General features: G+C 70.5%; 14 protein-coding genes. 8 read left to right on the forward strand and 6 right to left on the reverse strand.

The features are described from left to right. The 4 genes from ETD86_RS55325 to ETD86_RS21735 form a co-directional block, all read left to right on the forward strand. Positions 1 to 940 (forward strand): glycoside hydrolase family 18 protein (locus ETD86_RS55325; protein ID WP_211370218.1); only part of this gene is annotated, 940 nt, incomplete at its 5' end. A 48-nt stretch (positions 941 to 988) separates the two neighbouring features. Continuing rightward, the gene (locus tag ETD86_RS21725; RefSeq protein WP_138667990.1) at positions 989 to 2,104 is read left to right on the forward strand and encodes a sensor histidine kinase; all 1,116 of its coding nucleotides are present in this window, start codon (positions 989 to 991) and stop codon (positions 2,102 to 2,104) included. After that, entirely contained in the window at positions 2,104 to 3,216 is a 1,113-nt protein-coding gene (locus ETD86_RS21730) for a sensor histidine kinase (protein WP_138667991.1), read from the forward strand. The genes ETD86_RS21725 and ETD86_RS21730 overlap by 1 nt, the downstream gene beginning before the upstream one ends. A 29-nt stretch (positions 3,217 to 3,245) precedes the next feature. Then, on the forward strand, positions 3,246 to 3,845 hold the full coding sequence (locus ETD86_RS21735) for a response regulator transcription factor (RefSeq protein ID WP_138667992.1): 600 nt from the start codon (positions 3,246 to 3,248) through the stop codon (positions 3,843 to 3,845). 2 nt (positions 3,846 to 3,847) lie between these two features. Here ETD86_RS21735 and ETD86_RS21740 read toward each other — a convergent pair whose 3' ends face one another. Next, on the reverse strand, positions 3,848 to 4,231 hold the full coding sequence (locus ETD86_RS21740) for a DUF732 domain-containing protein (protein WP_138667993.1): 384 nt from the start codon (positions 4,229 to 4,231) through the stop codon (positions 3,848 to 3,850). Positions 4,232 to 4,438: 207 nt separating this feature from the next. Between ETD86_RS21740 and ETD86_RS21745 the strand changes: the two genes are divergently transcribed. Further along, entirely contained in the window at positions 4,439 to 4,921 is a 483-nt protein-coding gene (locus ETD86_RS21745; RefSeq protein ID WP_138667994.1) for a hypothetical protein, read from the forward strand. Positions 4,922 to 5,044: 123 nt separating this feature from the next. On the opposite strand, the gene ETD86_RS21750 is transcribed toward ETD86_RS21745, so the two are convergent. Beyond that, the gene (locus ETD86_RS21750) at positions 5,045 to 6,295 is read right to left on the reverse strand and encodes a class I SAM-dependent RNA methyltransferase (protein WP_138667995.1); all 1,251 of its coding nucleotides are present in this window, start codon (positions 6,293 to 6,295) and stop codon (positions 5,045 to 5,047) included. A 54-nt stretch (positions 6,296 to 6,349) separates the two neighbouring features. Between ETD86_RS21750 and ETD86_RS21755 the strand changes: the two genes are divergently transcribed. Then, the gene (locus ETD86_RS21755; RefSeq protein WP_246148066.1) at positions 6,350 to 7,984 is read left to right on the forward strand and encodes an alpha/beta hydrolase; all 1,635 of its coding nucleotides are present in this window, start codon (positions 6,350 to 6,352) and stop codon (positions 7,982 to 7,984) included. Here the strand turns inward: ETD86_RS21755 and ETD86_RS21760 are convergent. Further along, positions 7,974 to 10,037, reverse strand: a complete 2,064-nt coding sequence (locus ETD86_RS21760; protein WP_246148067.1) for an APC family permease — start codon at positions 10,035 to 10,037, stop codon at positions 7,974 to 7,976. The two genes, ETD86_RS21755 and ETD86_RS21760, sit on opposite strands and share 11 nt — an antisense overlap. A gap of 81 nt (positions 10,038 to 10,118) precedes the next feature. Here ETD86_RS21760 and ETD86_RS21765 point away from each other — a divergent pair, with 81 nt between their 5' ends. Next, positions 10,119 to 10,784 carry a potassium channel family protein gene (locus ETD86_RS21765; protein WP_138667997.1) on the forward strand — a complete coding sequence of 222 codons (666 nt, stop codon included), beginning with the start codon at positions 10,119 to 10,121 and terminating at the stop codon, positions 10,782 to 10,784. After that, positions 10,784 to 11,443: a potassium channel family protein gene (locus ETD86_RS21770; protein ID WP_138667998.1), complete on the forward strand. Its 660-nt coding sequence runs from the start codon at positions 10,784 to 10,786 to the stop codon at positions 11,441 to 11,443. Before ETD86_RS21765 ends, ETD86_RS21770 begins: the two co-directional genes overlap by 1 nt. Positions 11,444 to 11,820: 377 nt before the next feature. On the opposite strand, the gene ETD86_RS21775 is transcribed toward ETD86_RS21770, so the two are convergent. The 3 genes from ETD86_RS21775 to ETD86_RS21785 all read right to left on the reverse strand — a co-directional run bounded on the left by ETD86_RS21775 (position 11,821) and on the right by ETD86_RS21785 (position 13,551). Continuing rightward, positions 11,821 to 12,492 (reverse strand): DUF3159 domain-containing protein, encoded by a 672-nt coding sequence (locus tag ETD86_RS21775; RefSeq protein WP_246148068.1) that lies wholly within the window; start codon positions 12,490 to 12,492, stop codon positions 11,821 to 11,823. A gap of 4 nt (positions 12,493 to 12,496) precedes the next feature. Then, positions 12,497 to 12,703, reverse strand: coding sequence for an OB-fold nucleic acid binding domain-containing protein (locus ETD86_RS60140; RefSeq protein WP_225289212.1), 207 nt, complete (start codon positions 12,701 to 12,703; stop codon positions 12,497 to 12,499). Positions 12,704 to 12,912: 209 nt separating this feature from the next. After that, the gene (locus ETD86_RS21785) at positions 12,913 to 13,551 is read right to left on the reverse strand and encodes a DUF3710 domain-containing protein (RefSeq protein ID WP_246148069.1); all 639 of its coding nucleotides are present in this window, start codon (positions 13,549 to 13,551) and stop codon (positions 12,913 to 12,915) included. Between the last annotated feature and the right edge of the window lie 24 nt (positions 13,552 to 13,575).

A 13,575-nucleotide genomic window follows, 5' to 3' on the forward strand; every position in this document is an offset into this window, starting at 1 on the left:
GGCGGGCGCCGCCGCCCCCTCGCCACCGGTGCGGCCACCGACGGTCGCACCGCCCTCCCCCAGTGCCTCGCCCGCCGTGGTGGTGGAGCAGAAGGCCCCGCTCGTGGGCTTCGTCGACACGGCCCGGGAGCCGGACTTCGACCTGCCTGCCGAGTCCCGCCGCACCGGCGTGCGCCACTACCTGCTGGGCCACCTCATCGCGGGTGGCGACGACGGCTGCTCCCCGAAGTGGGCAGGCCCGTACGAAACGCTCGAACCAGCCGCCGACCGAGACGATCCGCTTGATCCCGGTGAGAACCCGGTCGCGAACCGGATCGGCCGCCTCAGGGCGCTGGGCGGTGACGTCGCCCTCACCTTCGGCGGGGCCGACGTAGCGGAACTGGCCGTCACCTGCACCAGGCCGGGCGGGCTCGCCGCCGCCTACCGCAGGGTGGTGGGCGCGTTCGACGCCGCGGCCATCGACTTCGAGGTCCGCGACAGCGAGGACGGCGCCGTGGTGCTGCGCAGGGCCCGCGCCATCCGGGCCATGCAGCGCGAGCGGGGGCTGCGGGTGAGCTTCACGCTCCCGCTGAGGCCGTACGGCTTGGACGCCGCCGACGTGGCGATGCTGCGTACCACCCGCAAGGCGGGCGCGGAGGTCGGCACCGTGAACCTGCTGGCCCCCATGGAGCCGCGCTCGGCTCCCAGCGGCCGGCTGCGCCGGCTCGCGGCGGCCATCCAGCTGGCCAAGGACCAGATCGCCCAGGCGCAGGAGCTGCCGGATCCCGGCCAGGCGTGGCGGCGCATCGCCCTGACCCCGGTGCTCACGGGCGAGAGCGACCTGACCGAACTCGACGCCCGCACGCTCGCCGGTTACGCCGCCCGCCACGGGCTGGCCTGGCTGTCGCTGCGCGGCGTCCCCCCGTCACGGGACGTGGCGCGGAATCTGCGAGCCCCCTGACTATAGGATTTGGGAACCAGGAGACTTCTGTCAGTGGGAGGAGGGGCGATGGCGGCCCGGCCGGACACGGCGCGGAAGATCCTGATCTACTGGATGGACGCTGTCGTGGCGTTCGTCGCCGTCCTCTCCGTGGTGTACACCGTCGCGGCGGTGGCTGAGGGCACGATCTCCCCCGTGATCGCGACGATCTCCATCACGTGCATGCTCGGCTTCTACGGGCTCTTTCCGTTCCTCCTCAGAGAGGCCTTCGACTCCCGGCCGCGTCCCACGGCGAAGCTGCTGCTCGCGGCGTTGTTCGCGGTGGCCAGCCTGGCCCTCCTGCCACTGGACGCGGACGCCGCGAACATGTGGATGCAGACGGAGGGGCTCTGGCTGTCGGCGGCCGCGCTCTACCTGCGGCCTTGGGCGACGGCCGGTCTGATGGCGGCCGTCGTGCCCGGCGTCACCGGCTACACCGTCCTCACGACCGGGCAGGCGTGGCAGGGTGTCCTGCTCGGCAGCTTATTCAGCTCCGTCGCGATGGTCTTGACCATGCTGGTGTGGCGCTGGCTGTGGTGGGTGATCAGGGACGCGTACAAGAGCCGGGAGGCCAAGACGAGGCTGGCGGTGGCCGAGGAGCGGCTGCGGTTCGCCCGCGACCTGCACGACCTGCTCGGGCACAGCCTGTCGGTGATCACGCTGAAGAGCGAGCTGGCCGCCAAGCTGGCGGACAAGGACGCCGGGCGGGCCGCCACCGAGATGGCCGAGGTCCGCGCGCTGGCCGTGGAGTCGCTGGCCGAGGTGCAGCAGGCGGTGCACGGATACCAGGCGCTCGACCTGGACGAGGAGCTGGCCGGCGTACGCGCGGCGCTGGAGGCGGCGGGCGCCCGCTGCGACATCGTGGCCAGGGCGGACGGCCTGTCGCCGGCCGCCAAGGCGCTGCTGGCGTGGGCGGTCCGCGAGGGCGGCACCAACGTGCTCAAGCACAGCAAGGCCACACGCTGCGCGATCACGATCCACGGAGGCGTGCTCGAGATGCTCAACGACGGCGTGCACGAGGAGCCGTCACCACCCGGCAACGGGCTGCGCGGCCTGTCGGAGCGGCTGGCCACGGCCGGCGGCTCCTTCTCCGCCGCCCCGACCCCGGCGGGCGAGTTCCTGCTGCGCGCGGCGGTGCCGGTCTGATGCGCGGGTTGCTCGGCAGGGTGCGGCGGGCCTCCAAGCTGGACAAGGTCCGCTGGCTGATCATCGGCTCCACCGACATCGTCCTGCTGTTGCCGCTCTTCGGCTACGTGGATCTGGTCGTCCGCTGGCAGACGGGGATCCTGCCATGGCCGCTCGGCGTGGCCGCCGCCGTCCTGCTGCTGGTCTTCAACGTGCTGAGCACGCGCCCGTTCGCGATCGCCATCAGGGGCGGAAAGCGGCCGACCGCGATCCTCGCGGTCACCGGGGTGATCGTCGTGCTGCTGTCCGTCTTCCCGCTCTTCTGGACCATCCCGACCTGGCTCGCGCTGATGACGGCGTTCGTGAGCAAGCGCATCGTCATCGCCCTTTCCGTCGCGTCGATCGTCGTCATCAACCTGTACATCACCCTGTTCAGCGGGTTCGTCCTCGTCGTGCTGCTGATCCAGACGCTGTACACCGTGATCTGCGTCGGCGCCGTGTGGGCCAACCTGCGGCTCTGGCAGCTGGCCAAGGAAGCGCACGAGGGGCAGGAGGCGCTGGCCAGGCTGGCGGTCTCCGAAGAACGGCTGCGCTTCGCCCGCGACCTCAACGACCTGCTCGGGCAGAGCCTCACCGACGTCGCCGCCCGGGCCGCCCACGCCGAGCAGGCGCTACGCGCCGACCCCGGGGCGGCCGCGGCCGAGATGTTCGAGGTACGCGACCTGGCCAGGCAGTCGTTACGCGAGGTCCGCACCGTCGTGCAGAACTACCGGGCCATCGACCTGGACGAGGTGCTCGCCAGCGTGCGGGCGGTGCTGGAGGCGGCGGACGTGCGGTGCACCGTACGCGCCGACACGGCCTCGCTGACGCCCGAGACCCGCACGCTGCTGGCCACGGTCGTCCGTGAGGGCGCGACGAACGTGCTCAAGCACAGCCGGGCCGAACGCTGCACGATCACGATCGAGGACGGCGTACTGGAAATGTCCAACGACGGGGTGAGCGGGCCGGTGGGCGAGCACGCGCCCAACGGGCTGGCGGGGCTGGCCGAGCGCGTCCGCGCGGCAGGCGGCACTCTGCAGGCGGAGCCCACGCGCGAGGGCCGCTATCTCCTGCGGGCGGCGGTGCCCGCATGACTCGCCCGCATGATTATCTGGGAGCTTCCATGACCATCCGCGTGCTGCTGGCCGACGACGAGCACCTCATCCGCGGCGCCATCGCGGCCCTGCTCGACCTCGAGGACGGCATCGAGGTCGTGGCGCAGATCGGCCGGGGCGACGAGGTCCTGGCCGCGGTGGCCGAGCACCGGCCCGACGTGGCCGTGCTCGACATCGAGATGCCCGGCATGGACGGCCTGAGCGCGGCCGAGCGCATCAACGCCCAGTGCAAGATCGTCATCCTGACCAGCCTGGGCCGGCCCGGCTATCTGCGCAGGGCCATGGCGGCGGGCGTGAGCGGGTTCCTTGGCAAGGACGCCTCGGCCGAGGAGCTGGCCATGGCGATCCGCAAGGTCCAGACCGGCGGGCGCTACCTGGACGCGGAGCTGGCCGCGGCGGCCATGGCCGCGGGCGACAGCCCGCTGACCGAGCGCGAGCGCGACGCGCTGCGACTGGCCGGTGACGGGGCCACGATCTCTCGGATCGCCGGTGAGCTGCACCTGACCGAGGGCACCGTACGCAACTACCTGTCGAGTGCCATGACCAAGCTCAACGCCCAGAACCGCCTGGAGGCGATCCGCACCGCACAGCGCATGGGGTGGCTCTGAGCTCAGGGGCCGCACCACGTCCTGATCTCGGCGACGATCTTCTTGGCCTGCTCGGCGTCCACGTCGGTGAACCGCTCCTGCGCGGCCTCGATCACCTCTTGCTCGCTCTTGCCCTGCTTGATGTCGGTGCAGGTCCTCGTGGCGGCCGACCAGTTGATGTCCTCGTCGAGCAGCCAGGGGGCGATCGTGGCCAGTCTGAACAGGAAGTCCTTCTTCCGCTGCTCCTCCGGCGTCGTGGTCCCGGTCCCCTGGCTCTTCTGGGGAAGCGCCAGTGACGGGGGCTGGGGCGGTGCCAGGAGGCGCGGCCCCACGACGTTGACGAGCAGCACGCCGACGACGGCGAGTACCGCCAGGCCGCCGACGGCCACCAGTAGGATCAGCAGCACAGGGCTCTGCTTCGGAGGAGGCTGTGGGGGCCGTTGCGGCTGCGGGTGCGGTCGAGGTGGCTGGGGGTGCATGTGGGCCACGTTAGCGACGCACGACATGACGTACACGGCAAAAGCCACAGAACGCATGGCCGCTCCATCGGCGCGGCCGTCGCGGGGGTCCTCAGCTCTCGATCGCGGAGCCGATCATCCAACTCAGGGGGATCGATGAGTACACAACGGGGGAACGTACGGCGTTCGAGGGCCGGTCTGCTGCGGCACGGCAAGCGCGCGCTGACGACCGGAGCGGCGCTGACCGCGGCGCTGACCGCCATCGGCGCTCCGGCGCACGCCACCACGAACGTGAGCGTGTCCGGCGGGCAGCTGACCGTCCACGCGGGCACCGCGTCCGACGACATCACCGTCACCTTGTCCGAGGGCCGAATCATCGTCAAGAACACCGGCGACACCGTCGTCGGGAGCGCGCCCTGCACGCGCGTGACCGCCAACGAGGTGGCCTGCCCGAGCAAGGGGATCACGATGCTCTCGGCGACCACGGGCGCCGGAGACGACGTGCTACGGAACGAGACGGGCCTGCAGCAGAAGGCGAACCTGGCACCGGGCAATGACACGTTGATCAGCGGCCGAGGCGTCATCATCAACAAGGGTGGCAACTTCTCGGGGTGGGACGTCGACTTGGATTGGTGGTAATGACTTCGACCAGAGCGCGGCCGAATTGAGTCCACCTCAAAGCTGATCGCGCGCAGCCGCTTCGCCGCCTCGACGGAGGCGGCGAAGCCTCGCCGTCGAGGGCCGCGGGGACCCTTTGCCGAGCTATGTCCTGACGAGCAGTCCCACGCACTCCACGTGGTGCGTCATCGGGAAGGCGTCGAAAGCCCGCAGGTCGGCGAGCGCATATCCACGTTCGGCCAGCCACTTCAGATCCCGGGCGAACGTGGCGGGATCGCACGACACGTACACGATCCGCGACGCGTCCAGCCCCGTGATCCGCTCGACCACCTCGCGCCCGAGCCCGGACCGCGGCGGGTCCACCACGACGAGATCGGCGCGCTCGATCTGGAACCGGTCGAGCGCCTCCTCCACGCGCCCCCGCTCCACACGGGCCTGCGGCAGGTCGCGGAGGTTGGCGCGGGCGTCGCGGACGGCCGACGCCTCGGACTCCAGGCCGAACACCGCCCCCTCGGGCCCCACGGTCTCGGCGAGCCCGGCCGCGAACAGGCCGACGCCGCAGTAGAGGTCGAGCGCCCACTCCCCCGGCTCCGGCGCCGCGTACGCCAGCACCGCGTCCAGCAGCGTCTCCGCCGCCCCCGGGTGGACCTGCCAGAAGCCGCTGCCCGCCACCCGGAACTCACGATCGCCCGCCTGCTCGTGCAGCACCCCCGAGCCGCGTCGCGGCACGGTGCGGCCCTTGCCCTGGTCGAGCAGGATCGAGGCGGGCGCCTCGAGCTCGGGGACGGTGACGCTGCGCCGCGGCCGGGGCGAGACCACCACGGCCCGGTCGCCGGCGGAGGAGGCGATGACCTCGACCCCGGCCGCGCCCGGCCACTCGTGCGCCTCCACCCCGACCGCCTCCACCTCGGGGTGGGCGATCAGGCAGGCGTCCACGACTTCGATCTCGTGCGAACGGTGCCGCCGGAACCCCAGCTCGCCTGTCGGCAGCGCGGCGAACTGCACCCGCGTACGCCAGCCGAGCCCGTCCTTGGCCCCCGGCACCTCCTCGACCAGGATCTCGCGATCGATGCCCGCCAGCCGGTGCAGTTGCTCGGCCACGACCTGGGCCTTGAGCCGCCGCTGCGCCTCCGGCGTGGCGTGCTGCCAGTCGCAGCCGCCGCAGCGGCCCGGGCCCGCGTACGGGCAGGGCGGGACCACCCGGTCGGGCGACGGCTCGAGGATCTCCACGGCGTCGGCACGCAGGAACCGGGTGGTCTCCTCGGTGACGTCGGCGATGACCCGTTCGCCGGGCAGCGCGTGCCGGACGAACACGACGCGCCCTTCGTGGCGTGCCACACACCAGCCGCCGTGCGCGACCGGACCCACCGTCAGCTCGAGAGATACCTGTTCCACACCGCCACCCTATGCCCACTACCTGCCCAGATTGATCCACTACTGTAGGTGGGCGTGAAAACGGGGAGAGTGGTACGGCGGGCACCAGGCTTCGGGGGGACGCTGATGGCCACGCTGTTCGCCTGCGCGTCGGTGACGCCGTCGCTGCTGCCCCGCACCTGGTTGTACCAGGGGGTGATGTGCGCGGTCACCGGCATTCTCGGCTATGCCGTGGGCGCCGCAGCCGGCGCGCTGGGCCGGGCGATGATCGCGTACCGGCTGCCGGAGCGGGGCCGCAGGATCGCCTGGCAGCTCCTGATCGCCGGGGGCGGAGCGCTGGCGACGGTGGCACTGTTGTACGGCGTGGATTGGCAGCGCGACCTGCGGGCGCTCATGGGCATGGACACGCGGATCACGTGGTTCCCGCCGGTGATCTTCGCCATAGCCGTCTCCCTTTTCACGATATTTCTCGTTACTGCGCGGCTTGTCCGCTTGGGCGGCCGCAAGCTGATCGCCTGGCTCGACCGTTTCGTCCCCATCTATGTCGGCCATGTCCTCGGCGTGCTCGTCATCGGCCTCGTGGTCGTCGTGTTCGCCAACGACGTGGTGTTCTCGGCGTTCGTCGCCCGGGTGAGCGAGGTCTCCTCCGTCACCAACGCGGGCACCCACCCGGGCGTGCACAGGCCCACCTCCACCCTGGTGTCCGGCGGCCCCCGCTCGCTGGTGACCTGGGAGTCGCTCGGCAGGGAAGGCCGCCGCTTCACCGGCACCGCCACCACCCGCGCCAGGCTCGCCGCCTTCTCCGGCCGTCCCGCCGCCGACCCGATCAGGGTGTACGTCGGCCTCGACGCCACCCGCTCTCCCCAGGCCCAGGCGGCGCTGGCGGTACGCGAGCTGGAACGCACCGGCGCGTTCGACCGCCCCGTGCTCGCCGTGCTCGGCACCACCGGCACCGGCTGGGTGGACCAGCACGTGGCGGACGCGCTGGAGTACATGTACAACGGCAGCACCGCCATGGTCGCCCTGCAGTACTCATACCTGCCGAGCTGGGCGTCGTTCCTGCTGGACAGGGAGAAGGCGGCGGCCGCGGGGCGGGCGTTGTTCGAGGCGGTACGCGCCAGGTGGGCCGTGCTGCCGCCCGCCGATCGGCCGAAACTGGTGCTGTCGGGCGAGAGCCTGGGGTCCTACCAGCTGGAGGGGGCCTTCCGCGACCTGGAGGACCTGGCGGCCCGGGCGGACGGCGCGGTGTTCGTCGGCCCGCCGAACGCCAACCACATCTGGCGCAGCGTCACGAACGGCCGCGAGCCCGGGAGCCCCGTGTGGCGGCCGGTCTACCAGGCGGGCAAGACGGTCAGGTTCGCCCAGCGCCCCGACGACCTGGGCCGGCCGGCGGACCCGTGGCCGCACCCGCGCGTGGTCTACCTGCAGAACGCCTCCGACCCGGTGGTGTGGTGGTCGCCCGAGCTGATCTACCGCCGGCCGGCCTGGCTCGAGGGCGAGCGGGGTCCGGGGGTGAACCCGGAGATGAACTGGTTTCCGCTGGTGACGTTCTGGCAGGTGCTGGTGGACCTGACAGAAGGACTGTCCGTGCCGCCCGGCCACGGGCACCGCTACGGACCCAACATCGTCGACGGCTGGGCCGCGGTCGCCGCGCCGCCGGGCTGGAGCACGTCCGACACCGAGCGGCTGCGCGCCCTGATCAACTCTTGATCTGCTCCTCTTCCTTGACCGTCTGGTGCCACGGCCGGCGCACCGAACCCGGTGCGAACGGCTCCGGCCGGCCCTTGAGCCGGTCCGAGGAGTGCAGCTGCCACGGCACGCTCGTGACCATGACCCCCGGCTTGAACAGCAGCCGCGCCTTCAGCCTGAGCGCGCTCTGGTTGTGCAGCAGGTGCTCCCACCAGTGGCCGACCACGTACTCCGGGATGAACACGGTCACCACGTCACGCGGCGAGCGTCGCCGCAGGTGCTTGACGTAGTCGAGGATGGGCTGCGTGATCTCCCGGTACGGCGAGTCGAGCATCTTCAGCGGCACCGGGATGCCCCGCCGCTCCCACTCCTCCTGCAGCTTGCGCGCGTCCTCGCCCTCGACGCCCACGGTGATGGCCTCCAGCGTGGACGGCCGGGTTGCGCGGGCGTACGCCAGCGCCCGCATCGTCGGCTTGTGGATCTTGGAGACGAGCACGATGGCGTGGTTGCGGGCCGGCAGCATGGACGGCTCGTAGTCCTCGGTGATCTCCAGCTCGGCCGCCACGTTGTCGTAGTGGTGCCTGATGCCCTTCATCATGAGGAACAGGATCGGCATCGCGATCACCACGATCCACGCCCCGACCAGGAACTTCGTCAGCAGCACCACGATGAGCACGAGCCCCGTCATGACGGCGCCGAAGAAGTTGATGGCCCGGGAGCGATGCATCTGGTGCCGGATCCTGGGGTCGGTCTCGGTCTTCAGGTGCCGGGTCCAGTGGATGACCATGCCGGTCTGGCTGAGCGTGAACGACACGAAGACGCCCACGATGTAGAGGTTCAGCAGGCGGCTGACGTCGGCCTGGAAGCCCCACAGCAGCAGGCACGCGCCGAGCGCCAGGATGACGATGCCGTTGGAGAAGGCCAGCCGGTCGCCGCGGGTGTGCAGCTGCCGCGGCAGGTAACGGTCCTGCGCCAGGATCGAGCCGAGCACCGGGAAGCCGTTGAACGCCGTGTTGGCCGCCAGGAACAGGATCAGCGCCGTGACCGCCGAGATCGCGATGAACATCAGCGACCCGCCGCCGAACACCGCGTCGGCCACCTGGGAGATGATCGGCTGCTGGTAGTAGTCGGGCCCGACCGGGGTGCCGTCCGGCCTGAGCAGGTCGCGCGCGACCACGGACGGCTCGGCGATCCTCACCCCGGACGCCAGCCCGAGCGCGATGATGCCGCTGAACATGGTGACCGCGACGAGGCCCATCATGAGCAGCGTCGTGGCGGCGTTCTTGCTCTTGGGCTTGCGGAAGGCGGGCACGCCGTTGCTGATGGCCTCCACACCGGTCAGGGCCGCACAGCCGGAGGAGAACGCGCGCAGGACCAGGAACGCCGCGGCGAAGGCCGTCAGGTTGGTCTGCTCGGGCTCGATGGTGAAGTGGGCGCTCGGCGCCTCGATCTGCTCGCCCAGCACCAGGATCCGGAACCCGCCCCAGGCGATCAGCACGAACACGGCCACCATGAACCCGTACGTGGGAATGGCGAAGGCGGCGCCGGACTCGCGGATGCCGCGCAGGTTGATCACGGTGAGCAGGATCACGATGGCGATGGCGACGGAGGGCTTGTGCTCACCCACGAACGGGATCGTGGCGCCCACGTAGTCGACGCCGTTGGCCACGGACACCGCGACCGTCAGCACGTAGTCGACCATGAGCGCGCTGGCCACGGTGAGGCCGGCGTTCTTGCCGAGGTTGGTGGTCGCGACCTCGTAGTCGCCGCCGCCGCTGGGATAGGCGTGCACGTTCTGCCGGTACGACGCCACCACCGTGAGCATCACGACCACCACGGCGATGGCGACCCACGGGCTGAAGCTGTAGAAGGAGACGCCGGCCAGCGACAAAATGACCAGAATCTCCTGCGGCGCATAGGCAACGGAGGAAAGGGCGTCACTCGCGAAAACGGGTAGTGCGATCCGCTTACGGAGGAGTTGCTCATGAAGCTGCCCGCTGCGTAGGGCGCGCCCCACGAGCAAGCGTTTGACAAGATCCGTTACCTTCGCCACGTAACGAGATGCTAGCCCCATACGCAGGCCCTAAACGAGGTGAGCCCCCCGTGGGGCCATACTGGTGTCGAGCAACCGGCCGACCGCGAGATGCGGGGGGATATGCATATAGTGATCATGGGATGTGGCCGGGTGGGATCGACCATCGCGCACATCCTCGAAGACAGCGGCCATTCCGTCGCCATCATCGACCGCGACCCGCAGGCGTTCCGCCGGCTGCGCGCCGGGTTCCGGGGGCGGCGGGTGACGGGCGTCGGCTTCGATCGCGACGTGCTCACCGAGGCCGGCGTCGAGTCCGCGACGGCGTTCGTCGCGGTCTCCAGCGGCGACAACTCCAACATCATCTCCGCGCGCGTGGCGCGCGAGACGTTCGGCGTCGACAACGTGGTGGCCCGCATCTACGACCCCCGCCGGGCCGAGGTCTACCAGCGGCTGGGCATCCCCACGGTGGCGACCGTGCGCTGGACCGCCGACCAGATCCTGCGCCGCATCCTCCCCGAGGGCGCCGAGCCGCTCTGGCGCGACCCCACCGGCACCGTCGTGCTGGCCGAAGTCGCCGCCAACCCGTCCTGGATCGGCACCCGCGTCATCGACCTGGAGCGTCACGTACGCATACGGGCCGCCTTCATCAACCGTATGGGCGAGGCCGTCACCATCACGGAGGACACCGTGGTCCAGGAAGGCGACGTGCTCCACGTCATCGCCGCCGAGAACGACATGGACCGGATCAACAAGGTGCTCGCCGCGGCACCGGAAGTGGACCACTGATGCGCGTCGCCATCGCCGGAGCGGGGGCCGTCGGCCGTTCCATCGCGGCCGAGCTCCTGGAGAACGGCCACGAGGTCCTGCTCATCGACGTCGACCCCCGCGCCATCAAGATCGACAGCGTGCCGCGGGCCGAGTGGCTGCTCGCCGACGCCTGCGAGATCGCCTCCCTCGACGAGGCCGGACTCAACAACTGCCACGTCGTGGTGGCCTCCTCCGGCGACGACAAGGTCAACCTGGTGGTGTCGCTGCTGGCCAAGACCGAGTACGGCGTGCCGCGCGTGGTGGCCAGGATCAACCACCCCAACAACGAGTGGCTGTTCAACGAGTCGTGGGGCGTGGACGTGGCCGTCTCGACCCCGCGCCTGCTGAGCGCGCTGGTGGAGGAGGCGGTCAGCGTCGGCGACCTGGTCCGCCTGATGACGTTCCGCCAGGGCCAGGCCAACCTGGTGGAGCTCACGCTGGCGGAGGACGCACCGGTGGTGGGCCAGCGGGCCGGCTCGGTGCCGTGGCCGGTGGACGCGGCGCTGGTGGCGATCCTGCGGGAGGGGCGAGTCCTGGTGCCGACGGCGGACGATCCGCTGGAGGCGGGGGACGAGCTGCTGTTCGTCGCGAGCCAGGAAGTCGAGCAGGAGCTCGCCCACCTCCTCTCCCAGCACTGAACGGCTTACGGGCCTGCCCTCTTGCGTGGTCTGCCTGACCAGCAGGACCAGGCACACGATGTAGGCAAGAGCGCCAGGGACGGTTGGGACGAGGATGGCGGGCTGGTACCAGACCGCCCTGAGCCGAGCACCTCGGGAACGGGCTCGCCGCCGGCCCCGCTGAGCATGAAGGGGGTCCCTGCCGACACCACCAACAGCAGGAAGGGGAAGGGCGAGCACTCCCTGCGCGACCACCAGCAACGGAGCGCTGACCCTGGCGCGCCACGCGAGTCCGGCCATCACCAATACGATCATTGCCGCCAGAGCGAGCAGCGCGGCATGGTCTGGCCAATGCCAGGATCCTGGAGCACGCCGCGCGCATCACGCGGTGGAGCGGGTCAGGCCGGGGCGACCGGAGGCTTGATCGGCGTGCGGCCGCGGCCCAGGATCCAGAGCATCGCCCCGAGCGCGGCCACCTGGAGCGGCCAGCCCATCGCGATCTTGGCGAGGCCGAGCGCCGCCACCGCTTCGTCCCCGCCGCCGAACAGGTAGACGGGCCCCTGCACCGCCACCCTGACCGCGCACGGCAGCATGAGCAGCCAGGTCAGGCGGGTGCAGAGCTTCACGATGCCGGGATCCTTGTGCCAGGCGGTCGGGTCGCCCGTGACCGAGCCGATCAGGAAGCCGACGACCGGCCAGCGGGTGACGATCGACAGCAGCATGCCCACCATGTAGCCGGCGTTCCACAGGATGCCCGGCAGGAAGTAGTCCTTCGCGTCGCCCGTGCGGCTGGCGAAGAAAGCCCCGATCGCGATGCCGATCAAGCTGTTGATCACGAACTGCGGCGTCGAGCGTTGCAGGATCCTGACCACCAGCAGCAGGACCGCCAGCGAGATGCTGACGATCAGCGACAGCTTCAGCTCCTCGGTGGAGATCCAGCACACCGTGAACGCGATCGTCGGGATCGCCGCCTCGATGATCCCGCGCACGCCGCCGAAGGCCTTGGCGAGCTGCGCTCGCACCGCGGCCTCGACAGTGTCGTGGGCGACCTCTTCCGCCTCAGCACTCACCTGGTCAACTCCCTGGGCGCAACTCGTAACGAGGATTGAACATCACCTTGCGCCCGTCCTGCATGCTGACCAGGCCCTCGGCCTTGACCGTGCGGCCGGGCTCGATGCCCGCGATCTTGCGGCGGCCGAGCCATACCAGGTCGATCACATCCGACCCGTCGTAGAGCTCGGCTTCGAGAGCAGGGGCACCGCCCCTTGGACGCAAAGTCACCGTACGTAGCGTACCTGCCACGCAGAAGCGCCGACGGCCGCCACACGACGCGATCGGCGTCGCGCCGACCTCGTCGGCGTCTTCCCGCAGCTCCTGGGCTTCGATCTCGGACTGGGGGGATGCCAGTCGGCTGAGGAACCCGCGCAATCCCCCGCGTTTGGGGGGCTCTGCCGTACTCATGATGAATCAGCCTATGCGAATGTCAGCCCTTAGCGAATCTCGCTGATTTCAGGTCCTCGTTTGAAGGGGTTGAGCCCCTGCGGGTCCTCGGCCTGTTCGCTCGTCTGCTCGTTGGGGCGGCGTAGCGTGATCGGCTCCTCGCGGGCCATCGGCTCGTCGCCGCGGACCACCACGACATCCTTGATGAAGTCGACGAACGCCCCGAAGACCGCCTCGTCGTGCGCCCCCTTGCCGGAGATCACCGCGAGCAGGAACCAGCGCGGGCCGTCGATGCCGAGGTAGCGGGCCGGCCTGACGTTGCCGTCGGCCTTGATCTCGCCGCTCAGCTCGGTGCCGAACGGGCCCTCCCGCTCCTCCAGGTCCTTCGCCTGCGCCAGGATCTTGGTCTTGACCTCGTCCCACAGGCCCGAGCTGCGCGGCGCGGCCAGCGCCTGCAGCTGCAGACTGCTCTCCTCGTAGAGGACGACGACGCCGACGTGCTGGTCGCCGAGCGAGGCCAGCCGTACGTCGAAGTCGGGGTTGTGCGGCAGCCGCAGGCCGCCGAGGTCGATCCTGTCGGCCTCGGGATGGGGCTCGTCGGCATCCCAGGGGCCGGACTCTCGCGTGGGCGCAGCAGACTCCTGCTCGACCACCTTCTCCGGCTGCTCACGCCGACGACGTCGGAACACTTTCCTCACTCTCCCTGCTCGCGT

This window comes from Nonomuraea turkmeniaca, assembly GCF_005889735.1.
Lineage (GTDB): Bacteria > Actinomycetota > Actinomycetes > Streptosporangiales > Streptosporangiaceae > Nonomuraea > Nonomuraea turkmeniaca.